Origin of the sequence: Pseudoteredinibacter isoporae (assembly GCF_040372805.1) — a bacterium.
Lineage (GTDB): Bacteria > Pseudomonadota > Gammaproteobacteria > Pseudomonadales > Cellvibrionaceae > Pseudoteredinibacter > Pseudoteredinibacter isoporae_A.
In genome coordinates, this window is sequence record NZ_BAABWJ010000001.1 from 186,712 (window position 1) to 210,004 (window position 23,293).

21 protein-coding genes are annotated in these 23,293 nt (G+C 50.1%); 7 read left to right on the top strand and 14 right to left on the bottom strand.

What is annotated here, in order from left to right; genetic code table 11:
- The first annotated feature begins 210 nt into the window (after window positions 1–210).
- Entirely contained in the window at window positions 211–732 is a 522-nt protein-coding gene (gene fabA, locus ABWW03_RS00875; protein WP_208020075.1) for a bifunctional 3-hydroxydecanoyl-ACP dehydratase/trans-2-decenoyl-ACP isomerase, read from the top strand.
- Between the two features lie 106 nt (window positions 733–838).
- On the top strand, window positions 839–2,056 hold the full coding sequence (gene fabB, locus ABWW03_RS00880; RefSeq protein WP_353405794.1) for a beta-ketoacyl-ACP synthase I: 1,218 nt from the start codon (window positions 839–841) through the stop codon (window positions 2,054–2,056).
- A 73-nt stretch (window positions 2,057–2,129) separates the two neighbouring features.
- On the opposite strand, the gene ABWW03_RS00885 is transcribed toward fabB, so the two are convergent.
- The 4 genes from ABWW03_RS00885 to ABWW03_RS00900 form a co-directional block, all read right to left on the bottom strand.
- Window positions 2,130–3,692: a long-chain-fatty-acid--CoA ligase gene (locus ABWW03_RS00885; RefSeq protein ID WP_353405795.1), complete on the bottom strand. Its 1,563-nt coding sequence runs from the start codon at window positions 3,690–3,692 to the stop codon at window positions 2,130–2,132.
- A gap of 140 nt (window positions 3,693–3,832) precedes the next feature.
- On the bottom strand, window positions 3,833–4,687 hold the full coding sequence (locus ABWW03_RS00890; RefSeq protein ID WP_353405796.1) for an SDR family oxidoreductase: 855 nt from the start codon (window positions 4,685–4,687) through the stop codon (window positions 3,833–3,835).
- Between the two features lie 147 nt (window positions 4,688–4,834).
- Window positions 4,835–5,410, bottom strand: a complete 576-nt coding sequence (ssb, locus tag ABWW03_RS00895) for a single-stranded DNA-binding protein (RefSeq protein WP_353405797.1) — start codon at window positions 5,408–5,410, stop codon at window positions 4,835–4,837.
- Between the two features lie 96 nt (window positions 5,411–5,506).
- Window positions 5,507–6,874, bottom strand: a complete 1,368-nt coding sequence (locus ABWW03_RS00900) for an MFS transporter (protein ID WP_353405798.1) — start codon at window positions 6,872–6,874, stop codon at window positions 5,507–5,509.
- Between the two features lie 560 nt (window positions 6,875–7,434).
- Between ABWW03_RS00900 and ABWW03_RS00905 the strand changes: the two genes are divergently transcribed.
- Together ABWW03_RS00905 and uvrA are read left to right on the top strand one after the other, a co-directional pair.
- The gene (locus tag ABWW03_RS00905; RefSeq protein WP_353405799.1) at window positions 7,435–8,091 is read left to right on the top strand and encodes a LuxR C-terminal-related transcriptional regulator; all 657 of its coding nucleotides are present in this window, start codon (window positions 7,435–7,437) and stop codon (window positions 8,089–8,091) included.
- A gap of 142 nt (window positions 8,092–8,233) precedes the next feature.
- The gene (uvrA, locus tag ABWW03_RS00910; protein ID WP_353405800.1) at window positions 8,234–11,059 is read left to right on the top strand and encodes an excinuclease ABC subunit UvrA; all 2,826 of its coding nucleotides are present in this window, start codon (window positions 8,234–8,236) and stop codon (window positions 11,057–11,059) included.
- 45 nt (window positions 11,060–11,104) lie between these two features.
- On the opposite strand, the gene ABWW03_RS00915 is transcribed toward uvrA, so the two are convergent.
- The gene (locus tag ABWW03_RS00915; RefSeq protein ID WP_353405801.1) at window positions 11,105–11,497 is read right to left on the bottom strand and encodes a DUF3224 domain-containing protein; all 393 of its coding nucleotides are present in this window, start codon (window positions 11,495–11,497) and stop codon (window positions 11,105–11,107) included.
- Between the two features lie 237 nt (window positions 11,498–11,734).
- Window positions 11,735–12,844, bottom strand: coding sequence for a ferritin-like domain-containing protein (locus tag ABWW03_RS00920; protein ID WP_353405802.1), 1,110 nt, complete (start codon window positions 12,842–12,844; stop codon window positions 11,735–11,737).
- 131 nt (window positions 12,845–12,975) lie between these two features.
- On the opposite strand from ABWW03_RS00920, the gene ABWW03_RS00925 reads away from it, so the two are divergent.
- Window positions 12,976–13,983, top strand: coding sequence for an AraC family transcriptional regulator (locus ABWW03_RS00925; protein ID WP_353405803.1), 1,008 nt, complete (start codon window positions 12,976–12,978; stop codon window positions 13,981–13,983).
- A 54-nt stretch (window positions 13,984–14,037) separates the two neighbouring features.
- Here ABWW03_RS00925 and ABWW03_RS00930 read toward each other — a convergent pair whose 3' ends face one another.
- From ABWW03_RS00930 to ABWW03_RS00940, 3 genes are read right to left on the bottom strand one after another with little or no spacing between them, the layout of a single operon-like run.
- Window positions 14,038–14,874 carry a DMT family transporter gene (locus ABWW03_RS00930; RefSeq protein ID WP_353405804.1) on the bottom strand — a complete coding sequence of 279 codons (837 nt, stop codon included), beginning with the start codon at window positions 14,872–14,874 and terminating at the stop codon, window positions 14,038–14,040.
- Window positions 14,871–15,464 (bottom strand): TetR/AcrR family transcriptional regulator, encoded by a 594-nt coding sequence (locus tag ABWW03_RS00935; protein ID WP_353405805.1) that lies wholly within the window; start codon window positions 15,462–15,464, stop codon window positions 14,871–14,873. The genes ABWW03_RS00930 and ABWW03_RS00935 overlap by 4 nt, the downstream gene beginning before the upstream one ends.
- Window positions 15,465–15,496: 32 nt before the next feature.
- A complete protein-coding gene (locus tag ABWW03_RS00940; protein WP_353405806.1) occupies window positions 15,497–15,928 on the bottom strand; it encodes a PaaI family thioesterase in 432 nt (143 codons plus the stop codon).
- Between the two features lie 203 nt (window positions 15,929–16,131).
- Here ABWW03_RS00940 and ABWW03_RS00945 point away from each other — a divergent pair, with 203 nt between their 5' ends.
- Entirely contained in the window at window positions 16,132–18,282 is a 2,151-nt protein-coding gene (locus ABWW03_RS00945) for a M3 family metallopeptidase (protein ID WP_353405807.1), read from the top strand.
- A gap of 78 nt (window positions 18,283–18,360) precedes the next feature.
- Here the strand turns inward: ABWW03_RS00945 and ABWW03_RS00950 are convergent, their stop codons facing one another.
- The gene (locus ABWW03_RS00950; RefSeq protein WP_353405808.1) at window positions 18,361–19,617 is read right to left on the bottom strand and encodes an NADH:flavin oxidoreductase/NADH oxidase family protein; all 1,257 of its coding nucleotides are present in this window, start codon (window positions 19,615–19,617) and stop codon (window positions 18,361–18,363) included.
- A gap of 140 nt (window positions 19,618–19,757) precedes the next feature.
- On the opposite strand from ABWW03_RS00950, the gene ABWW03_RS00955 reads away from it, so the two are divergent.
- Window positions 19,758–20,663, top strand: coding sequence for a LysR family transcriptional regulator (locus tag ABWW03_RS00955; RefSeq protein WP_353405809.1), 906 nt, complete (start codon window positions 19,758–19,760; stop codon window positions 20,661–20,663).
- A 25-nt stretch (window positions 20,664–20,688) separates the two neighbouring features.
- Here ABWW03_RS00955 and ribA read toward each other — a convergent pair whose 3' ends face one another.
- Genes ribA through nusB form a run of 4 tightly spaced genes read right to left on the bottom strand, consistent with a single transcriptional unit; the run spans window position 20,689 to window position 23,244 of the window.
- Window positions 20,689–21,297 carry a GTP cyclohydrolase II gene (gene ribA, locus ABWW03_RS00960; RefSeq protein WP_353405810.1) on the bottom strand — a complete coding sequence of 203 codons (609 nt, stop codon included), beginning with the start codon at window positions 21,295–21,297 and terminating at the stop codon, window positions 20,689–20,691.
- Between the two features lie 41 nt (window positions 21,298–21,338).
- On the bottom strand, window positions 21,339–21,824 hold the full coding sequence (locus tag ABWW03_RS00965; protein ID WP_353405811.1) for a phosphatidylglycerophosphatase A family protein: 486 nt from the start codon (window positions 21,822–21,824) through the stop codon (window positions 21,339–21,341).
- On the bottom strand, window positions 21,824–22,792 hold the full coding sequence (gene thiL / locus ABWW03_RS00970) for a thiamine-phosphate kinase (RefSeq protein WP_353405812.1): 969 nt from the start codon (window positions 22,790–22,792) through the stop codon (window positions 21,824–21,826). The genes ABWW03_RS00965 and thiL overlap by 1 nt, the downstream gene beginning before the upstream one ends.
- Before the next feature lie 2 nt (window positions 22,793–22,794).
- Entirely contained in the window at window positions 22,795–23,244 is a 450-nt protein-coding gene (gene nusB / locus ABWW03_RS00975) for a transcription antitermination factor NusB (protein WP_353405813.1), read from the bottom strand.
- Window positions 23,245–23,293: the final 49 nt, after the last annotated feature.

The following is a 23,293-nucleotide window of genomic DNA, read 5'->3' on the forward strand; positions in this document are numbered from 1 at the left end:
TCTTTTCCAGGTTAGTAATACTTGCTTAAAGCAAAAGCGGCCAATATACCACAGCCATACGTCTTAAGTGTGACATAGCCTGTCCCCCTGAGCCCTAGACATCGCTTATCTAGACGGTAGAATGTGCGCTCCCTAGCCCGGCTGGTACTCCCTCCAGGCTAGACTGCCGCCACTCAAGGCTGCACAAAGATTAATCAACCAGAGTACATTATGGAATTCCAGCCTAAAAACGCTTACAACCGCGATGAGCTGCTCGAGTGCGGCCACGGAAACCTGTTTGGCCCGGGTAATGCCCAACTCCCAGTGCCCAATATGCTAATGCTGGATCGCATTACCGACATTAATCTTGATGGCGGTGAGTATGGCAAAGGCAAAATCGTTGCTGAACTCGACATCACTCCGGAACTCTGGTTTTTTGACTGCCACTTCCCTGGCGACCCGGTAATGCCTGGCTGCTTGGGTCTGGATGCCATGTGGCAGCTGGTTGGCTTCTTCCTGGCTTGGAAAGGTAACACCGGTAAAGGTCGAGCCTTGGGCTCTGGTGAAGTTAAGTTCACCGGCCAGATTTTACCCACGGCCAAAAAAGTGACTTATGAGATTGACCTTAAGCGCGTCATTGAGCGGAAGCTGGTGATGGGGCTGGCGGATGGCAAGGTCTCCGTAGACGGCAAAGAAATTTACTTTGCCAAAGATCTGAAAGTCGGCCTTTTCCAGAATACCGACTCTTTCTAAAGCGACCGATATCAACATTATACGGGGGTGCCGACTGAGGCACCCCCGTTTTATTTGTGCAATAATAAGCGGCCACAATGGCTAATGGCCCGATGAGGAAACAACAATGAAACGTGTGGTAGTCACCGGCATGGGTATTGTCTCTTGTCTTGGGAACAATATCGCAGCGGTAAGCGAATCCTTGCGCAACGGGCGCTCTGGTATCAGCCGTCAACCTGTCTATGAAGAAATGGGCTTTCGCAGCCACATTGCCGGCCAGGTTGATATCGACCTGAAAGAACATATCGATCGCAAAACTTTGCGCTTTATGGGCAACGCGGCGGGCTACTCGTACATCTCCATGCAGCAAGCCATTGACGATGCTGGCTTGAGCGAAGAGCAGGTTTCCAATATTCGTACCGGTCTGATCATGGGTTCCGGCGGCGCCTCCTCTGAAAATCTGGTGGAAGCTGCCGACATTTTACGCGAACGCGGCTTGAAGCGGGTTGGCCCTTATCGTGTTACCCAGACAATGGGAAGCACAACATCGGCATGCTTGGCCACGCCATTTAAAATCAAAGGCGTGAACTATTCTATTTCGTCCGCCTGCTCCACCAGCGCACACTGTATTGGCGTTGCGATGGAACAAATTCAGCTGGGCAAGCAAGACATCGTTTTTGCTGGCGGCGGCGAAGAAGAGCACTGGACTCTGACCGCCTTGTTTGATGCCATGGGCGCGCTTTCCACCAAATATAACGACAACCCCGAGCAAGCTTCACGCACCTACGACGCAAACCGCGACGGTTTTGTGATCGCTGGCGGCGGCGGCTGTCTGGTTCTGGAAGAGCTTGAGCACGCAAAAGCACGCGGCGCAAAAATTTATGCTGAAGTGGTTGGCTATGGCGCAACCTCTGATGGCCATGACATGGTCGCCCCCTCAGGAGAAGGGGCAGTTCGCTGTATGCAATTGGCCATGTCCACTGTTGATGGCGATATCAATTACATCAACACACACGGTACCAGCACACCCGTTGGCGACGTCGCCGAACTGAAAGCGATTCGCGAAGTCTTTGGCGATAACATTCCGCCACTGGCCTCTACGAAATCTTTATCAGGCCACTCCCTGGGCGCCGCAGGTGTTCAGGAAGCCATCTACTCCCTGATTATGATGAAAGATAATTTCATCGCGGCCTCAGCCAACGTTGAGACGCTTGATGATGCAGCCGACGGCATGCCGGTTGTCACCGATGTTCGTGAAAACGTTGAGATCAAGCGCACTCTGTCGAACAGCTTTGGCTTCGGCGGCACCAACGCCTGTTTGGTAATGGAAAAATACGAAGCCTAAGGTTTCGCTGATTTCCCAAAAACAAAAAAAGGCCCTTTGGGCCTTTTTTTGTTTTTGGCTTTGCACCGCAAAATTAATTCACAGCTTTGGCTTTGCCGTCCCAATACGGTTTACGCAATTCCGTTTTTAGAATCTTTCCTGCACCACTCAAAGGCAATGGGTCGGCTTGCAAACTGACGCTGCGTGGACATTTAAAACCAGCGATCCGTGTTTTACAGTGCTCAATAATGTCAGCCTCACTGACATGCATACCAACCTTGCTTTGAATAACCGCGTGCACCTGCTCACCCCACTGTTCACTCGGAATACCAATAACCGCGCAGGACTCAACCGCAGGATGTTGATAGAGCGCATGCTCAACCTCAACCGAGTAAACATTTTCGCCGCCACTGATGATCATATCCTTCACGCGGTCAACGATGAAAATGTATCCCTCCTTATCCATGTAAGCACCGTCACCGGTGTGCAGCCAGCCGTTCTTCAGCGTTTCTGCCGTGGTCTCTTCCATACCCAAATAACCGATCATGACATTATCGCCTTTCGCGCAGACTTGACCTATTTCACCGCGAGGTAATTCCTGATCATCGTCATCCAAAATCGCAAGTGTTACACCAGGCGCCGCTTTACCTGCCGACTTCAACAAGCGCGAGCGTGGGCCTTCCAACACATGATCTTCCGGCATTAACACCGTCAGCACAGGCGCCGCTTCGGTTTGGCCGTAGGCCTGCATAAATTCAATATCCGGGTATTTACCCATCGCCGCTTTCAACACCGCCTCGGGCATTGGAGAGGCACCATAGAAAATAGATTTCAACGAAGAGAGGTCATAGCCATCCAACTCCGGATAACTCATCACCATTCCCACCATCGTGGGCACAAGAAGAATACGTGTCACACTTTCCTGACCGATCAATTCCAATACCCGCTTGGGATCAAAACCAGGAGTAAACACATGGGTGCCACCCAACAAACAAAAACAAATCGCGTTGTAGGCATCCGCTGCGTGGAACATTGGGGCTGCGTGCAAATAAATCTCTTCACTGCCGTATGATTGCAGGACCATTCCCTGCATCGCATTGAACAACATATTGTGATGACTCAGCATCACACCTTTAGAACGCCCGGTAGTTCCGCCAGTATAATAAAGCGCAACCAAGTCGTCGGGCTGCACCGGAAAAGCATCTATTTCACCCGCATCAGCCAATAAACCCTCGTAGTGTGGCATTCCCTCGGGCGCCTCACCGTTATCCATAAAAATAACGTGTTTGAGATTAGGCAAACTGGCATTGAGATGATCCAACATGGGCAAAAACTGGCGGTCAATCAGCAGCACTTCACTGTCACTGTTACTCATCCAGTACTCGACCTCAGGAGCAGCAAGCCGAGTGTTAATTGGTACATACACCCCCCCCGCCCATGGGATCGCAAACATGGCTTCGAGATAACGATCGCTGTTTAAGGACAAGATTGCCACCCGAGAGCCCTGACCAACACCGAGCGTTTGCAGTGCGCCGGCAAACTGACTGACTCGCTGCTGAAACTCTTTCCAATTGTGGCGACGATCACCGTCAATGGTGGCGATTTTTTCCGCGCGCTGCTGAACCACACGCTGTAGGGTGTTGGAGAACGTGAGCATAATGCACCTTGAATTTATTGTGACTTATTCTTAACGAGGTTGTATTCAAGGGTAAGGATAATCAGCAGCATGAGCCCTTAGCAAGGGCACAATTCGCCAAATCAGTAGACAGCAGCTATCAGCTGCACCGATCTTTCAGGTTAACGATTGTCGAGATAGGCTTTAACTCGGGATTCAAGGCGCAAACGCCAGGACCGTTGCTGCACACCGAAATCATCCCGACTCGCCAGACATCCCAATACCGCACTGGGGTACAACGTTCCGGAATCATCCTCCTGTAGCTGTCCGGTTTGATGCCCCAATGACCGCACAATGTCCTCCAGGTACTCCGCAAACTCTTTTTCATCGCAGGGATCTGAACTGGCGTAATGATAAATTCCCCAGTTTTCAGCACCGGAAAAGATTTGTTTTATCATGGCCACCAACACCCGACAGGCGTCATCGATAAATGTTGGCGACGCTCGACGCTCCGAACTGACGGCTACGGTTCCTTTACTGAGCAACAGGTCCAGAAGGCGCGTAAATACACTGTCGCCATGCTGACAAATCAGCCAGCTGAGACGATAAATAATATAGCGCTCACACTGCAATTGGACTTTACGCTCTGCATCCCAAAGCGCCTGCCCCAAGGCCGTCAATGGCGATGGGTGATCGTCCTCGCGATACACCGTCAGGTTCTCCCCGCCGAAAACTTCATGACTGGAGAGCTGCACAATGGGGATATCCAGGGACTTTGCCGCAGCCGCCAACACTTCGCTGGCACTGACCAACAATGCTCGCCGCTCTGGGTCATCTCCCACCGAGTAAGCCAACGTATTGATTAGTAGATCCACCTCTTCCTCTGCAAGAAAGCGCTCAGTGGCAGCCTCAGCATCCTCAGCCGACAGCAATCCAGCGGGCAAACATTTCAAGGAAAAAGGTTCTTGCTCCAAGGCTTCAATAAGATGCTGGGCAAAAATGGACTGATCACAACTGAGGATAATTTTCTGGGCCACGAAATCCGATTACCTAATCAAACTTTTACTTCTGCTCAGATCATAACAAGCCGAAGGCCGGAACACTATCCGGGCTCGATCTTGATATGAACGGGAAAAGAAAAGGCCCGCACAGCGAGCCTTTAGTAACACAATATACAACGATTCTCAGAATGGAATATCGTCGTCAAAACTGTTGTCGAAGCCCTGCGGCTGAGGCGCGGCTTGAGGAGCAGCAGGCTGTTGCTGCTGGGCCGGCGGAGGCGACATTGGCGCCTGTTGTTGCGGAGCTGCAGCTTGCGGTGCTTGCTGTTGCTGATAGCCCCCCTGCTGCTGATACGCTTGCTGCGGCTGCTGCTGTGGCATACCACCACCCTGTGGCGCGTAACCCTGATCCATACCTCCTTGGCGCCCACCCAGCATCTGCATTTCATTGGCTACGATTTCAGTCGTGTAGCGATCCTGGCCAGACTGATCCTGCCATTTACGCGTTTGCAGGCGACCCTCAACATAGACTTGAGACCCCTTGCGAAGGTACTCTCCAGCAATCTCCGCCAGTCGATTAAAGAACACAATGCGGTGCCATTCGGTACGCTCTTGCTTCTGCCCAGATTGCTTATCTGTCCATGAATCACTGGTCGCAACACTGATATTGGTCACCGCACTGCCAGAAGGCAGATATTTGGTTTCCGGGTCCTGACCGCAGTTGCCGACAATGATGACTTTATTAATGCCTCGGGCCATGTTTTTCTCCTAAATTTACGTCACTGGCCAATCAACTGAGTCTTACACGGCCAAAGTGCTATTCTATCTTATTTTCTACCCTGTTTGCTGCCCTGTTTACAGCCCGACAGCGGCATCCAATTGCAAGGCAGCAAGTCGCTCTTGCTGGAAGTCTTTTTCATCCACCCGGACACTCGCAACACCCGCATCGCTAATGGCCACTTCGAGCACACCCGGCAAAGCCGATAACTGCGCCACCGCAGCCAGCCGCCTATCCGCGTGCACATCGACAAACACTGTAGAGAATTCCGGCAGAGGCGGTAAGCGCCAGAGCACCAAGGCAATAAGCACCACCAGCAACAGCAACAATATAAACACCCCGGAAACTCCGTAAAGCTGCAACAAGGCTCCACCAGCCAACCCACCCAGAAACGTGCCGACAAACTGACCGGTAGAATACACGCCCGACGCGGCACCACGCTGCGCCATAGACAGCAAACGGGTGAGCATTGAGGGCAAGCTGGCTTCAAGCACATTAAAGCCGATGAAAAAGAGCAGTAAACCCGCCAATAGCACCAGCGCCCCCGCCCAACCGGTACCCACCGACCACAACAAAACGCCAGCCAGAAATAACGCACCCACGGCTCCGCGCAACACCCATTGGTGACGCTTGGCACGCTCGGCCCAAATAATGGCAGGCACCATAAACGCGAAAGCAAGCAGCATTACCGGCAGATAAACCTGCCAGTGCAAAGTGACCTCAAGGCTCAACGTCTGCAATAGCACTCCAGGTACTGCAACAAAGATAGCCATTAAGGCGAAATGCAAAGTAAAGACCGCTGCACTCAAACGCAGCAAGGCTACATTAGCCAACACATGAGCAAAAGAGACCGGCTCCGTAACCTTCATCTTCGGAGGCTCAGGCAAGCCAAACTGGAGCATCAACAACCCCAACAGCGCGAGAACCGCCGTCACCACAAACAACAATGGAAGCCCACCAAGAGACGCAAGCAATGGCCCCAACACAAGTGAAATGGCAAAAGCAACGCCGATCGCCGCACCAATGGACGCCATCGCTTTGCTGCGATTACGCTCAGCGGTAACATCCCCCACCAGCGCCATAATCACGCCTGCGATCGCCCCAGCTCCTTGCAACGCCCGTCCGGCAATCAACCCCCAGACACTCTCGCTAAAAGCCGCCAACAAACTGCCCAAGGCAAACAGTAACAAGCCCAAAGCAATCATCGGCTTGCGCCCCCAGCGATCGGAACACAAACCGAAAGGTATTTGCAGCAACGCCTGACTGAGCCCATAAACCCCGAGCGCCAATCCCATCAACACCGGTGTGGATCCCTCATACTGATCGCCGTATAACGTCAGCAACGGGAGCACCATAAACAAACCAAGCATGCGAAAGATGTATAGGAGCGTGAGAACGAGTACAGATCGGCGTTCGAACGCTGACATTTCCGGCACAGCAGTCATAATTGAGAATTCCGGGGCAAATGGGCAATTTTAACAGCAGGTGCCAGCGAAATATATTCCCGACACGACAACTAAACCCGTATGTCGCCAGGCCGCGCCAGAACTGGGCTAGCACAAGTTTGCTGAATACAAGATTAAAGAAAAACCTTAAAAATAAGGGCTTATAGGGCAAATTTATAAGCTCTCACGTCAAAACCACAGGCAAGAAAACTAAGCTTCTGGCGAATTCCCAAAAGCAGAACCATACTTATTACTGAATTTTGAAAAAGCATGGGTTCTTTTTATTGCAGCTATCATTAGGGCCACTTATTCTTGACAGGCTAGCCCTCAGTAATGTGACTTAGATCAGAGTTTTCCACTCTAGGAAGTAGTAGGCGAGGTATTAGATAAAGCTCTTTTTATCTCTTCATTTCCAATTCTAAAGACTTAGCTGACTCAGCACGGTCATAAATAAGCCCTAGAACTCCCTAGCTGGGATTTGAGGGGCAAACATAACCTATAAAAGCGAACCGTAACTACATGTAACCATGACTTAAGTATATACCGCACAGGAATGCATTATGCAGCCAAAGGCTAACACCCCAGTTGAAACCAGCCAGCCCTCGGTGGCCTTGGTTTCGCACCAAAGCAGCTTGCAAACATCTCTATTGGCCCACTTGATCAGTCACGAGCTCAACATCGAGTGCCCCATTGTCGAGCTATCCACTTTTTCTCAACTCAAAACCACATTTGCACTGGTTGATTGCCAGCACCACCGTCGGGAAGACCTGGCCAAATGGCTGCACGACTGCCAGGACTCCGAAGATGCTCCCATTATCGCCCTGTTCAACGTTACGCCCCACAGCGAGCACGAGGATTTGCTCGCCTGGCCCTGCGTGCATGGCTTGTTCCACACCACCAGCAGCCAGGAATTGTTGCTCCAGGGTTTAAACCAGCTTCTCAGTGGCGAATACTGGCTGCCGCGCCGTCTTCTGCATCACTTTCTGCAAAGCCGTCGACCACCGGTCTTCAATCCGATTGCAGAAAAATTAACCAAACGTGAGCGTCAGATCCTGACACTGATTCGCGAAGGTGCAACCAATGCCAACATTGCCAATATGCTGTTTGTAAGTGAGCATACGGTGAAAAGCCACCTTTATAACGTCTACAAAAAAATCGGCGTAAAGAATCGCCTGGAGGCCTGTAACTGGGCTCGAGTCCACATACCCGAGACCTAAGCCATTTGCTACTGAGGGCGGACGGAGCCCCCTCTACGGCAAAACCATTCTTTCTTACACATTTTAAAATACCTGTTTATTTATCCAGCATTTTCGCATTATACTAATCGGCTGTTTTCTCAGACTAAGATTGGTACAGGCATTGGACACCATACACGTCAGGGGCGCTCGCACCCACAACTTGAAAAATATCGACCTGGACATCCCTCGGGATAAGCTGATTGTGATTACTGGCCTGTCGGGCTCAGGAAAATCCTCACTGGCTTTCGACACCCTCTACGCCGAGGGCCAACGCCGCTATGTGGAATCCCTGTCCACCTACGCCCGGCAATTCCTGTCCATGATGGAAAAACCCGATGTCGATCATGTCGAGGGCTTAAGTCCCGCCATTTCCATCGAACAAAAGTCCACCTCCCACAATCCGCGCTCAACCGTGGGGACCATCACTGAGATTTACGACTATCTCCGCTTGTTGTTTGCTCGCGTAGGCGAACCTCGCTGCCCCATCCATGGAGAGCCTCTGGCAGCCCAGACCATCAGCGAAATGGTGGATCAGGTGCTCGATCACGCCGAAGGCACAAAATTGATGCTGCTGGCACCGATCGTGAGAGACCGCAAAGGCGAACACCTACACACCTTCGAGCAATTACGACGAGAAGGCTATGTGCGCGCTCGCATTGATGGCCTGGTCGTGGACCTGGATGATGCCCCCAAGCTCGACAAGAAAAAGAAGCACACCATCGAAGTTGTGGTCGATCGCTTTAAAGTGCGTGATGATCTGCAGTTACGTATTGCAGAATCCATCGAAACAGCACTCAATTTGAGCGAAGGCCTACTATTGCTGAATTATATGGACGGCGCGAAAGATGATCGCATGTTTTCCGCCAAGCACGCCTGCCCGGTATGCGACTACTCTCTGACGGAGTTGGAACCAAGACTGTTCTCTTTTAACAATCCTGCCGGCGCCTGCCCAAGCTGTGACGGCCTGGGGGTGAAACAGTATTTCGATGAAGACAAGGTCATCCAGTTTGAAGAAGCTTCCTTATCTTCCGGAGCCATTCGCGGCTGGGATAAACGCAATGTGTATTACTTCCATATGCTCAATTCCCTGGCCGAACATTATGGCTTCGATGTCGATACACCCTGGAAAAAGCTGCGCAAGAAAGATCGCCAAGTCATTCTTAACGGCTCCGGCAGAACCGAGATCGACTTCAGCTACGTCAACGATCGCGGCGATCTGCATCAACGTCGACACAGTTTTGAAGGCGTGTTGCCCAATATGGAGCGACGCTATCGCGATACCGAGTCCAACTCAGTGCGTGAAGAATTAGCCAAATACCTCTCTACTCAGCACTGCCCTGAATGTGACGGCACTCGCCTGCGCCGGGACGCTCGTCATGTCTTTGTTGATAACAAAACCCTGCCCGAGCTGACCACCCTGCCCGTCGGTGAAGCATTTGATTATTTCAGCAAACTGAAATTTAAAGGCGCCAAGGCCGAAATTGCTGAAAAGATTTTGAAAGAACTGCAAGATCGCTTCCGCTTTCTGGTGGATGTGGGCTTGAACTACCTCAGCCTGAACCGCAGCGCTGAAACTCTCTCGGGCGGTGAAGCTCAACGTATTCGCTTGGCCAGCCAGATCGGTGCGGGTCTGGTAGGCGTTATGTATATTCTTGATGAGCCGTCCATCGGCTTGCACCAAAGAGACAATGACCGCCTGCTGGCCACATTGACTCACCTTCGCGATATCGGGAATACAGTGATTGTTGTCGAACACGATGAAGACGCCATCCGCCAGGCTGATCACGTCATCGATATCGGTCCCGGCGCCGGGGTACACGGCGGTGAAGTTATTGCGCAAGGCGATGTAAAAAAAATCATGCGCAGCAAGAGTTCGTTAACCGGACAATATCTGTCAGGCAAAAAATGCATCGCCATTCCAGAAGAACGTACACCCACCCAAGACGATAAATGGTTAAAACTGTACGGCGCGAACAGCAATAACCTGCGCGATGTCGACCTGGAAATTCCATTCGGCTTAATGACTTGTGTGACCGGTGTTTCAGGCTCAGGGAAATCAACCCTGATCAATGCCACCTTGTACCCACTGGCGGCCACCGAACTCAATGGCGCAACCACGTTAAGGGCCGCGTCACATGATCGTGTTGAGGGTCTCGACCTGTTTGATAAATGCGTCGACATCGACCAAAGTCCGATTGGACGCACACCGAGATCCAACCCTGCGACATATACCGGTATTTTCACCCCGATCCGTGAGCTATTTGCCGGTACACAAGAAGCTCGCTCTCGTGGTTATAAGCCTGGACGCTTCAGTTTTAACGTTAAGGGCGGACGCTGTGAAGCCTGTCAGGGTGATGGGGTTGTCAAAGTGGAAATGCATTTTCTGCCCGATGTCTATGTGCCCTGCGACAGCTGCAAAGGCAAGCGCTACAACCGTGAAACTCTGGAAGTGAAATACAAAGGCAAAAACATTCACGAAGTCTTGGAGATGACCGTTGAAGACGCTCGTGAATTCTTTGATGCTATCCCAGCTGTGGCCAAAAAATTACAAACCCTGATGGATGTCGGCCTGACGTACATTTGCCTCGGGCAAGCGGCAACAACCTTATCAGGGGGTGAAGCCCAACGCGTCAAACTCTCACGAGAATTGTCCAAACGCGACACTGGCAAAACGCTGTACATCCTAGACGAACCCACAACTGGCTTGCACTTTCACGACATCCAGCAACTGCTCGCCGTTTTACATCGCTTGCGCGATCACGGCAATACCGTTGTGGTCATTGAACACAACCTTGACGTCATTAAAACCGCAGATTGGATTGTAGACCTTGGCCCGGAAGGTGGCAGCGGTGGCGGGCAAATCATTGCCACGGGCACACCGGAAGAAGTCAGCAAAATAAAAGCGTCTCACACCGGGCGTTATTTAAAACCTATGCTGAAAAAGTAAGGGCATGCTGGAGCCCGGATCAGTCCAGGCTCCAGCTATCTTTCTCTAGATCGTCTCAAGCACTAACTCAAAACTGAAACTGCCACCTTTACCTGCAGCAAAATGACCACTGCCACGATAGCCTTCAAAGGCTCCACGGCTCGATAGCACATCAAAGCGGCTGCTCGCCACACCGCCATTAAACTCACCATGATGTTCCAGCACCAGATCAACATCCTTTCCTTGCCATTGACCACTGAGGTGTTCAAAACCCACAAATTTTGCTCGGGTTTCATCGGGATAACACATCAAATACCGCAACTCGCTGCGGCCTTCGAGATCGCCAGTATAACGCTGATGAATGTCCGCCTGGCTCTGCTTATGGATTTTCGAGGATTCCATATATTCATGCTCATCCCATTTTTCCACTTGAACCTGCGCCGTAATTTTCAAAGCCATCACTCTTCCTCATGCCAGTAAAGGCTCAGTATAGTCTGGCCATTTGTTGAAATCTTGAATTTCTGCGATATGGAAGGCTTTCAACAGGCAATATCAACCCCAGCTGAAAGGATCGCATTGTATGGATCAATACAGGCGCGGTATTGTGCTCTAAGAGATAACACACTAGAGCTATCCGCAAGTGCGAGGAGTCAGCGCCGGGGTCGCCCGGCGCCTCTCATGGAACGGCGTAAAACCCTAGCCTGCTTTCAGAGGCTTACTCATTTCAGCCCAATCGATTTCACCGTCGTCCACCAGGTTTTCATATTCAAGAACCCCTAGGGCCTCAAACTTGGGACGAACCTTGTCCGTCAGCAAACCGATACGGCGCAGATTGGGGATCACACGTGAAAACAGGTGGTTACGGAATTTTGCGGTACCGGAAGATTCCAGGAAGATCTGACGAGCTTCCTCAACATCCCAACCGTAGTATTCAAACACATCCGTCGGCACCAGGCGCTCACGACTCACCACACATGCCTGATACGCAAATTCAGCACGTTCTTCCCGCTCCTCATCACTGAGCGACTTCACAAACTCTTCGAGATAGTGAATACCAAACGCCACGTGACGAGCTTCATCGCGAATCACATAACCGAGAATCTCTTTCAATAATCCGTCTTCGGCAGCCAACTCATGCATCGTATTGAAAGCCGACAAAGCCAGACCTTCAATCACAATCTGCATACCGATAAATTTCAGATCCCAACGAGGGTCAGTCAGAATTTTATCCAAAATACTCTTCAGAGAGGTATTCACGGGATACATCATCCCGAACTTTTTCTGAATATACTTATTGAACACCTCGACATGACGAGCCTCATCAAAGGTTTGGGAACCGGCATAGAGTTTGGCCGCATAGGTAGGCGCGCAAGACACCAATTGCGAAGCAACCAATAGCGCACCCTGCTCGCCGTGAAGAAATTGAGACAGCGTCCAGGAATCACTGTGGTCGTAGAATTCCAGCTTCTGCTTTTCGCTCAACGCCTCAAAAGGCCCCCAGCCCGCAAAGCCGTTTTGAATGGCTCGGATCTCATCGTCCATCGTGCCCAAAGGCTTATTCCAGTCGATGTCAGTTTCAGCATTCCAGTTGAGCTTTTTACCCAACTCATAAAGCTGTCGAATACGATTTTCCTGGATTCGGTAATCCCAGTTGTAAGCACCCGTAAGCGGCGTTTGAAAAATCTCCGCGATATCATCCACCGCCTCAGGCGTTAAATCGATATCATCACTGGCGCCCGCCAACTCTTGAGCGGCTTCGTAAAATTTCACTTCTTTCGGGGTTTCATCAACAAATTCGACCGCCATCACAGGCTCCTTGTACTCAATTATTATCTTCTTTTTATAGTCTCGTACCGAAGTGCTTGCTTCTCAAGGTGATCTTATGCCATATTTTTGGTCATAAGAGGCCAACAAAAATCAATAAGGATCAAGGCCATATGGCAAACCCGCGCTTTCCTGCCAGTTATGTCGCAATCTTGAGCGAAATGCTCAGAGATTACGGCCACCCTACCGACGCCATACTGGCGACGGTAGGCCTGAGCAATCAACACCTCGACCAACCCGACGCCAGCATCAGTGATCAACAGTTGCGCCAGCTGCTGGAAACCGCTGCCAAGGTCAGTAATGACCCCGCTTTGGGCTTGCACTTCGGCCAACGCCTGACCCTGACCTCTCACGGTGTTTTAGGTTACGCGCTGATGAGTTGCAACGATCTGTTTTCAGCTCTCGATCTATTGATGAAGTACTATCGTCTGCTGATGAATTCAGCCATGTTAACTCTGGAAAAAAAAGACAGACACATACTGATCGAACACAAAAATCTGGGGCAAGACCTGATGAACCCCAATTTTGATGAAGAAATATTTACGGCTGGTATCGTGACGGCCGTCAGGCAGCTCCTGCACCGAGATCAACTGCCGATGGAGTTGTATTTTGCCTACCCTGAACCCGCACACAGCGCGGAGTATCACCGCACCTTCGATTGCCCAATCCATTTTGATCATCATCGCAATGCAATAAAACTGGAAAAAGGCTTACTGCAGGAAAAACCCGAGTTTGCCAACCCGTCGATGCTCAAAATTTATCAACAACAGTGCGACAAGTTACTCGCTCGACTTGACGACAAGGCAGACTTAAGCAGCAGCGTGCGGCGCGTGCTGGTCTCTGAAAACAGCGGATTCCCAAAACTGGAAGCCATGGCAGAGAAGTTCCACATGAGCCCACGAACCTTCAGGCGTCGACTGCAGGATGAGGGCAACTCATTTCAGAAAATTTCTGATGAAGTAAAACGTCAACTGGCCGAGGATTATTTACGCAACTCAAACTTTTCGATCGAAACGGTTGCGGGTCTGGTCGGGTTTAACGATATCTCCAATTTTCGGCGCGCCTTTATTCGCTGGACAGGAGAGTCTCCGGCAAACTTTCAAAAACGACAACGACCTTAAGTTGTAAAACAAGATTTCCAGTTAAGGGCATAATTTTTCACGAGCAAATATCATTTATTTACCCGTGCGATACACGTTCGCAATATTACCCAGCAACATACACAGGCCACCTGCGATCAAAGCAAACGTGAACGGCTCCTGATAGAACATCACCCCCACCACACCAATCAACGGGAGCCGTAGAAAGTCCAGAGTCACCACCAGAGTAACATCTGCCAGCTTCAGCGCTTGGTTTAAACCATAGTGGGCACTCAACGCCGCCAAACTGATCAAGACAATAATCAACAACTGCTGACTATTGATAGCCGTCCACTCCGGCCATGCCAATAACAGTCCCATTGGCATTTGCAGCAGACACATATAAAACAAAATCGTCAATGGCGTGTCAGTAGAAGTCAAAGCTTTGGTACTGATAAACGCCACCGCAAATCCTATCGCGGCAGCAAGAACAACCAAGGAAGCGGGATTAAAAATGTCGGTGCCTGGCTGCACGATAATGAAGACGCCCATCAGGCCCGCCAGTATGGCGAGAATGCGCTGGACGCTCAATCGCTCTTTGAGAAAGACAGCCGCCAGAATCGCTGTCCAGAAAGGTGCTGTAAATTCCAGGGCAAAAACTTCAGCAAGTGGCAACAAGGCAATGCCAACAAACCACCCATACTGCGCCCCAAAATGAAAGACACTGCGCACACCGTGCATGGTAATACGTTCGGTTTTTAACTGCTCAAGCTGCCCACGATAAAAAATGATGGCAAACAACACACTGGCACCGATAAGACTCCGGAAAAACAGCGTTTGAAAAATACCGACCTCACCACTGAGTTCCCGTACGCCAATCGCCAGCAGACAGAATGACAACAAGGAGGCAAGCATCCACAGCAATACCCTCATTGCATTGATTCACTCACACGCAGGAGCAAGAGGGTTTCTGCCTCTTTTAGCGGGCCAGCACTCCCCAAAGCAGCCGAAAGACTTAGCGCCCCTTCCAGGCTAAATACGGTGCTGAGAGCCACATCGGCAGCCTTAGATTCACTCAAACCCTGTTCTTGCAACAGCTGCGCCAGCGCTTCCTGAATGCATCGGTAAGAGTCCTTCAGCGACGCCTTTAATGCCAGGTCCTCAGGCTTCGCCTCATGGCTTAGCGTCGCAAACAGCGAACCGCAACTCCAGTTATTCGATTGCAGCCAAGTATCGGCCTGACGTACCAGCTGAGAGATCAGCTCTGAATAACTCTGCTGGCTCAACGTTGCTCTCTGCAAATGCAACACAATTTGCCCTGCCAGAGACTCAACACAGGCAATCGCCAGATCGACTTTGCCACCACGAAAATGATGGTAAAGCGAGCCTTTGGGCAAGCCCGCCAAACTCAAGATTTCGTTCAGCCCAGTCGCATAATAGCCCTGTTTCTGAAACAAGTTCGTTGCCGTAACGATCAAGGTCTGGCGACTGTCGAGGGTCACTGTCTTGGAAGGTGTGCTCATAAACGATCTAATGAAAAAGCGGTTTGCAAACGTCAGGAGGATAAAATAGCAATTGATGCCAGGGCGTTAGCAACCAAACGCTCAGCCTCGTTTTCCCCAAGACAGTATACCTTAGCTTCCACAGAAGCGGTGCTCCGTGTTTTCTTGATAACGCATGCTCTCACCCGTAAATAAGGTGGTATCGCCGGTGCCAGAAGTTGCAGAGTATAAGACGATGTCACCACATCACCCGCCAAGGTAGCTGCCGCCCAGGAACACGCCGTATCTGCCAAGGCCCCCACCACGCCACCGTGCACAAAGCCATGATGTTGCAACAGGTCATCATTCACCTCCTGACGAATCTCAATCTGCCCCTGGCCAGCCGCCAGCAATTCAAAATTCAGCCAGGCATTGAAGCCTTTAGCCATCGCAAACTCTCTCAACAAACCTTCAGTTTCGGGTTCTGAATAGGGATAAGTTCCCATTGTGCACTCTCCTCATTTATACATTTAGGCATCTAGACCGATTGGTCTACAAATATAGACCAATCGGTCTGGTCGTGCAATGTGGGAGATCTGACAGAACGACGGGCAATATTTACCCATTGAGCGATCAGTCTGCAGTTTCGTTTATTTACTATGCGTGCGACGCGTAGCCTTTGCATCTTTAAACCAATAACACGAGAGCAATGATGAAACCTCTAAAAATTCTACCTTTGATCATTCCCAGCCTGGCGATTGGCTTCGCGTCAGGCGGCCTTGCCAAGGAACCTAAAGCCGTTTCCAGCATTGAAAACAATCACGTATTTGCCCCCTGGAAAGGCCCTTACCAGGGCGTTCCTGCCTTCGACAAGGTAAAGCTTTCAGAACTTAAACCCGCCTTGGAAGCAGGTATGGCAAAAAATATGGCCGAGGTGGAGGCTATCGCCAATAACCCTGAGCCGCCAAACTTTGCCAATACATTAGAAGCTTATGAGGCCGCAGGAAAAGATCTGGATCGAGTATTTACCTACTGGACGATTTGGAGCTCCAACCTGTCGAGCCCAGAGTTTCGCGAGATTCGTTCGGAAATGAGCCCTAAGATCTCAGCCTTCTACAGCAAGATCACACAAAACAAAAAGCTCTTTGCACGCATCAAGGCCGTTTATGAAAGCGACGAAATGAAGACGCTTCGCCCAGATCAGCAACGTCTACTCGAAAAGACGTATCTTGGCTTTAAGCGCAGTGGCGCCGAACTGACTGGCGAGAAAGCCAAGCGCTATTCCGAAATCAATCAGCGCCTGTCTCAACTGCAAAACCAGTTTTCCAACAACGTGCTGGCGGATGAAGAATCCTATGTCACCTTTTTCAGCAAAGCGCAAAGCGCGGGCTTGCCAGAGTCCTACCTGAGCGCAGCGGCCGCTTCAGCAAACGCCAAAGGAAAAGATGGCCAGTATGCCGTGAGCAATACTCGATCTTCCATGTCACCCTTCTTGACTTACGCAGATAATCGCGAGCTGCGCAAGCAGGTGTGGACAAACTACTACAGCCGAGGCGATAACGGCGGGGAGCATGACAACAATAAGATCATTGCTGAAATTCTAAAACTGCGTCACGAACGTGTTGGCCTGTTAGGCTATAAGGATTATGCCAGCTGGCAGCTGGAATCACGTATGGCGGGTAAGCCGAAAAACGCCATGAAGTTGATGGAAGCCGTTTGGCCTGCGGCTATCGCTCGAGTCGACGAAGAAATTGCCGACATGTTGGAAATCGCTAAAGCCGATGGCGTGAGTAAAATCGAGCCTTGGGATTATCGCTATTACGCCGAGAAAGTTCGTAAAGCCAAATACGATTTGAATTCCGATGAAGTGAAGCAGTATCTGCAGCTAGGCAAATTGCGTGAAGCCATGTTTTATGTGGCCGACCGTTTATTTAATTTCAAATTCACGCCTGTTGTCGAAGGTTCTGTTCCAGTTTTTCATCCCGACGTGAAGGTCTGGGAAGTGACCGATAAAGCGACGGGCAAGCATATCGGCTTATGGTATCTCGATCCTTTCGCTCGTAAGGGCAAGCGCTCCGGCGCCTGGGCGGTAAGCTATCGCAGTCATACAGACTTCCAGGGGAAAACCAATGTTCTGTCTTCGAACAATTCCAATTTTGTGAAAGGCGAACCAGGCCAACCTGTCCTGATTTCCTGGGACGACGCCGAAACCTACTTCCATGAATTTGGGCACGCCCTGCACGCGCTGTCTTCCAATGTTGCCTATCCATCGCAGAATCGCGGCGTCCGTGACTACACTGAATTTCAATCACAGTTGCTCGAGCATTGGTTGAGCACCGATGAGGTAATCGACAAATATCTGCGCCACTATAAAACGGGCAAACCCATGCCAGCTGAGTTGATTGCTAAAATCAAAAAAGCCGCATCATTTAATGAAGGTTTCGCCACGACTGAGTATTTAGCATCCGCATTAATTGACATGAAATTGCACAGTACCGATCCCGAAAACATCGATCCAGATGCGTTCGAGCGTGACACGCTCGCCAAGATGAAAATGCCCAGCGCCATTGTTATGCGTCATCGCACGCCGCACTTCAGTCACATCTTTAGCAGCGAAGGCTATGCCGCCAGCTACTATGGTTATCTGTGGGCAGAAGTACTGACAGCGGATGCTGCCGAGGCATTTGCGAACGCACCGGGTGGATTTTACGATAAGGCGATGGCTAAAAAGCTGGTTGACCATCTGTTTAGTGTACGTGATGCCGTACCACCTTCAGAGGCTTATGTGAAATTTCGAGGACGCGACGCAAATATCGAAGCGCTGATGCGCCTGCGCGGCTTTCCAATTCCAAAAAAATAGTTGATATACGAGTAAGGGAGACGATGGATTCTTTTTCTTCGTCTCCCCCTTCTCAAGCGAGTGTTTTAAGCTCCATCATCAAGCTCGGCGTTTCCTAAAGCTGCTTATCCCGGCAGAAACCAACGTCCTGAAAAAGACCCCCCATTCACTCAGATTCGGCTTCGGCATCAACCCTCGCGCCATTCTCGCCAGCTGAAATTCATACCAGACAATATCCAGCATCGCAATTCTATCCAAGCCTGAATGGCCCGTCGTCAATGGTCGTAATTCCTGTTTATAATGTTCATTACTCATTAGCTTGTTAGGAAAATCAGGATCAACGGCCATAGTCCGAGCCAAACCGACAAAATCGGTCGCTTTAGATGCTAAAGCGCTGCTCATTGCTGCTGCCGAACGAAATCCGCCAGTCAACACTAACGGGGTTTCAACCATTTCTCTCACTTTCTCGATATAGTCTAGAAAATAAGCCTCTCGCTTCAAGGTTGATTCCTTGACATTGTGGCCCACCATCGACGGACTTTCGTAAGTCCCTCCAGAAACCTCAATCAAATCGATTCCTGCTCCAGCCAGAGCCTTTACGACCTCCATTGATTCCTCTTCACTGAAACCACCTTTCATAAAATCAGCCGAATTAAGCTTTATCCCGATTGGGAAATCTTTGCCCACTTTCTCACGGATTGCCTGATAAACAGACAGAACAAAGCGCATGCGGTTTTCTAAAGTTCCCCCCCATTGATCACCACGTTGGTTATGTCGTGAGGATAAAAATTGATTGACAAGGTATCCATGTGCCGCGTGAATTTGAACACCATCAAACCCCGCCCGCTTCGCCAATTCGGCACTGCGAGCAAACTTGCGAATAAGGTCTAAAATTTCTTTTTCACTCAAGGCTCGAGGCTTATTGAAACCTTTTTCTAGTCCCTCACCGAGACTCATCGCGGATGGGGCAACGGGCACCTCGCACAGAAAACTGGGGATTTGCTTACCCGGATGATTCAGCTGCATCCACAGCTGAGAACCCTCGGCTTTTCCCGACAAGGCCCATTGTTCAAACATGGCAAGGTCTGACTGATCATCTAAAACAATATTATTAGGTTCACCCAACGCCGTTCGGTCAATCATGACATTTCCCGTCATCGACAACCCGACACCTCCTTTCGCCCAGCGGGCATAAAGGGTAGCAACCCCCTCAGTGGGATTATGCTGACGATCACCCAATTGCTCACTCATTGCCGATTTGAACATCCGGTTTTTGAGCACTCGGCCATTAGGTAGGGAGAACGGAGACGATAGCGAGGGGGGAGTATTGCCCTCTCTCTGTTGAGCATGTTGCATAGAAAACCTCGATATTTGAATCTACAACGCCAAATTCCAAATTAGTGGAAGGTATTATTCATATTAAAAAGTGTAGAAATAGATACTATAATGAGAATGTTTTTTGTCTTTTTGGCAACAATAGGACACCGAGGAGCATCATGGACCAACTTAAAGCCTTGAGATATTTCATCAAAGTAGCCGAAACCGGCAGTTTCACCCTGGCTTCAACACACTTTTCCGTTCCGCCATCTTCCTTGTCACGACGTATAGCCGATCTAGAAAAACATCTCGGTGCAGACCTGCTAATTCGCACAACCCGGACGGTAAAGTTGACGGAAATCGGAGCTGAGTACTATCAACAGGTCAGTGAAATCGTTAAACAACTCACGCTGAGTGATGAAACTGTTAAAAACTACCAAAACCAAGTAATGGGAACACTCAAAATAAGCAGTTTAGTCGGATTTGGCGAAGCAATATTATTGCCATTGCTGGACGAGTTTAAAGATCAGCATCCCATGGTCACCTTGGATGTTCACCTTAGCGATAACTTGGTCATGCTCGGTAAGGATGATGTCGACATTGCCATTCGTGGAGGTTATGCCCCAAACGAGCGAGTTGTCGCGGTCAAATTAATGAACAATCATTTCATTCCCGTTGCTTCGCCTCAATACCTACAAAAACATGGACACCCCCGACACCCGCAAGATCTAAAAACTCACCGAGGCTTGTACTATCGAAATTTGGAAGGTCCCATCCCTTGGCTGACGCAATCAGATGGACAATGGCAGGAAGTTTCCGCTCCCGCCGACACCATCAGTAATTCGGGAGAATGGTTAATTAAGAAAGCCACAGAAGGCAAAGGAATATTGATGCTGCCCTATTGGACTATTGAGCGAGAATTGCGTTCGGGAAAACTGACGAAACTCAATATAGAACCGCCATTAACTAACAGCTCAAATGAAAATTTTGCCATTTATCTCTTATATCAACGACAACGCTATCACATCCCCAAAATCAGAGCCTTGGTGGATTTCTTAAGCCAGCGGCTGGGGAGGCCAGCCTGAATCTCGGCTGTCTGTGTTATTGCCGTTACGTTTCGCTATCGCCTTCACCTTCCAACAAATGCCCAAGCTTACCCTTCTTGGTTTCCAGGTATTTTGCATTGTGAGGATTACGCCCTGTTTCGTGGGCCAAACGCTCGACCACATTCACCCCTAAGTCGTTTAACGCTTTCACCTTACGAGGGTTATTGGTCATTAATTTGAGCGCGTGAATATTCAAGTGCTCCAACATTTCTCGCAGAATGGAGTAATCACGCATGTCAGCGCCAAAACCCAAGGCCTCGTTCGCTTCGACGGTATCGGCCCCTTTATCTTGCAAATTGTAAGCTTTAATTTTATTGAGCAAACCGATGCCACGACCTTCCTGACGTAGATAGAAAATAACGCCGCGTCCTTCTTGCGCAATACGATGCATGGCGGCCTGCAACTGGGCACCACAATCACAACGTAAACTGAACAGGGCATCACCGGTTAAACACTCTGAATGAATGCGCGCAAGAACTGGTTCTTCGCCTTCCAGATTCCCCATGCTCAGCACAACATGTTCTTTATCATTTGCCGTATCTTCAAAGCCATGCATACTGAAAATACCCCAAGGGGTAGGCAATTTTGAAGATTCAATATAGCGGATAGTCACAACAAGTCCTCATCTCTTTGGGTGCATTCACCCATCTGCAGCTAGGCCAGGTAAAAGGCCGCCAACTGCAGTATTAGCCAGGCGTATACGCCGGCCAATACATCATCGATCATAATGCCAAAACCACCACTGACTTTTTTATCCAGCCATCCGATGGGCCAGGGTTTGGCAATATCAAATAAACGAAACAACACAAAGCCAGCCAGTAACCAAGGCCAGCCTTGTGGGACGGCCAACATGGTCAGCCAGAGCCCAATAAATTCATCCCAGACAATACCGCCGTGATCGTGCACGCCCATTACTTTGGACGCGTGCTCACACAGATAAACACCCACGACGAAACCAATCAGCAATACCAGGGCGTACACATACAATGGGCACGCCTGCAGGAAAAACACAAAAGGGACGGCGGCAAGAGTGCCGAACGTTCCAGGCGCTTTTGGCGACAACCCTGAGCCGAAACCAAACGCGAGTAACAAGCGGGGATCTTTTATCAGATCAGTTAATGTGAGTTGTGCCGTTGTCATTAGAAATGCTGATAACCTGTTGAGTCCAGTTCAGTGGGTTCCCCGCGAAACAGTGCCTTCACCCCCTGATGTCGAGCGCTGCTGCTACCTACCAAACTGACGGGCATGCCTAAGCTTGCCGCCGTATCTTCAAATTGTTTCTGCGCCGTTTGGGGAACGAACATGCACAACTCATAATCATCACCGCCGCCAGCAGCCAACTGCACGGCGTCTTTTTCATCAAAACTACGAATCAACGGAGCTGATAGCGGCAAACGATCCAAATTGACCGTCGCGCCCACGCTACTGCGTTCACAAATATGCCCCAGATCAGCGATTAAACCATCGGAGATATCAATGGCAGCGGTCAACAACGGCGCGAGCGCCTGTGCTTCCTGAACTCGGGGTTGCGGACGATAATAACGCTCCAGAAAATAGTTCGCGGATTCTTCGTCGGTTTGAACCTCACCATGAAAGCGCTTAACCGCAGCGGCCGCATCACCTAATGTGCCGCTGACATAAATCAGCTCCCCAGCAGACGCTCGATCTCGGCGCAACGCCAACTTGGGTTCAACTTCGCCGTGCACCTGAACACTGATGCTCAACGGACCCTTGGTGGTATCACCGCCGACCAGATGAATATCGTATTGACGGGCAACGCGCAAAAGCCCTTGTGAAAAACTCGCCAGCCAACCTTTGTCCATCTCAGGCAAAGTCAGCGCCAAAGTAAACCAGCGTGGCCGAGCCCCGCATGCTGCAAGGTCACTCAGATTAACTCGCAGCGCACGTTCGCCAATTAAAGCCGGGTCACCCTGGGCAGGGAAATGCACATCCGCCACCAGTGTATCCATGGAGACCGCCAGTAGACGATCAACCGAGGGATACAATAAAGCACAGTCATCCCCAATACCAAGTTCGACCCCATCAGCTACCGGCGGTGTCAAACCACCGCTCTGAAAGTAGCGCTTAATCAGATCAAACTCGTTCATAACTATTTGCGTTTGCTCGCCGCCTTAACTTCGATGGCACGTTCTTGCTCAGCCATTTTATCGAGCACAGCGTTGATAAACTTATGGCTGTCTGTAGCGCCGAATTTTTTGGCCAATGACACCGCCTCATTGATGACCACTTTATAGGGCACATCAATGCGATGTTTTAATTCAAAACTGGCCATCATCAATAGTGCATTGGTAATGGGGTCCAATTCTTCCAAGCTGCGATCTTGCAGGAATGGCTCAAAACCTTCACGCAATTCGCTATATTGCTTGGGGACACCGTGTAAAATTTCACGAAAATATTCGACATCAACATGAGTCATGTCGTTATCAGAATGAAATTCCGCTTCAATGATATTTAAGCTCGCACCGGCCATTTGCCATTGATACAGAGCTTGCATTGCATAATGCCTCGCCTTGCGGCGAGTTGCTGGAGTTACAGACATCGTATTACCTATTTACACTAAAGAGCGCGCGACCAGCTGGCAGCCGCGC

Coding starts and splice junctions, on each gene's coding strand:
- fabA (WP_208020075.1), top strand. CDS start 211: ATGGAATTCCAGCCTAAAAACGCTTACAACCGCGATGAGCTGCTCGAG.
- fabB (WP_353405794.1), top strand. CDS start 839: ATGAAACGTGTGGTAGTCACCGGCATGGGTATTGTCTCTTGTCTTGGG.
- ABWW03_RS00885 (WP_353405795.1), bottom strand. CDS start 3,692: ATGCTCACGTTCTCCAACACCCTACAGCGTGTGGTTCAGCAGCGCGCG.
- ssb (WP_353405797.1), bottom strand. CDS start 5,410: ATGGCCCGAGGCATTAATAAAGTCATCATTGTCGGCAACTGCGGTCAG.
- ABWW03_RS00900 (WP_353405798.1), bottom strand. CDS start 6,874: ATGACTGCTGTGCCGGAAATGTCAGCGTTCGAACGCCGATCTGTACTC.
- ABWW03_RS00905 (WP_353405799.1), top strand. CDS start 7,435: ATGCAGCCAAAGGCTAACACCCCAGTTGAAACCAGCCAGCCCTCGGTG.
- ABWW03_RS00915 (WP_353405801.1), bottom strand. CDS start 11,497: ATGGCTTTGAAAATTACGGCGCAGGTTCAAGTGGAAAAATGGGATGAG.
- ABWW03_RS00920 (WP_353405802.1), bottom strand. CDS start 12,844: ATGGCGGTCGAATTTGTTGATGAAACCCCGAAAGAAGTGAAATTTTAC.
- ABWW03_RS00925 (WP_353405803.1), top strand. CDS start 12,976: ATGGCAAACCCGCGCTTTCCTGCCAGTTATGTCGCAATCTTGAGCGAA.
- ABWW03_RS00930 (WP_353405804.1), bottom strand. CDS start 14,874: ATGAGGGTATTGCTGTGGATGCTTGCCTCCTTGTTGTCATTCTGTCTG.
- ABWW03_RS00935 (WP_353405805.1), bottom strand. CDS start 15,464: ATGAGCACACCTTCCAAGACAGTGACCCTCGACAGTCGCCAGACCTTG.
- ABWW03_RS00940 (WP_353405806.1), bottom strand. CDS start 15,928: ATGGGAACTTATCCCTATTCAGAACCCGAAACTGAAGGTTTGTTGAGA.
- ABWW03_RS00945 (WP_353405807.1), top strand. CDS start 16,132: ATGATGAAACCTCTAAAAATTCTACCTTTGATCATTCCCAGCCTGGCG.
- ABWW03_RS00950 (WP_353405808.1), bottom strand. CDS start 19,617: ATGCAACATGCTCAACAGAGAGAGGGCAATACTCCCCCCTCGCTATCG.
- ABWW03_RS00955 (WP_353405809.1), top strand. CDS start 19,758: ATGGACCAACTTAAAGCCTTGAGATATTTCATCAAAGTAGCCGAAACC.
- ABWW03_RS00965 (WP_353405811.1), bottom strand. CDS start 21,824: ATGACAACGGCACAACTCACATTAACTGATCTGATAAAAGATCCCCGC.
- thiL (WP_353405812.1), bottom strand. CDS start 22,792: ATGAACGAGTTTGATCTGATTAAGCGCTACTTTCAGAGCGGTGGTTTG.
- nusB (WP_353405813.1), bottom strand. CDS start 23,244: ATGTCTGTAACTCCAGCAACTCGCCGCAAGGCGAGGCATTATGCAATG.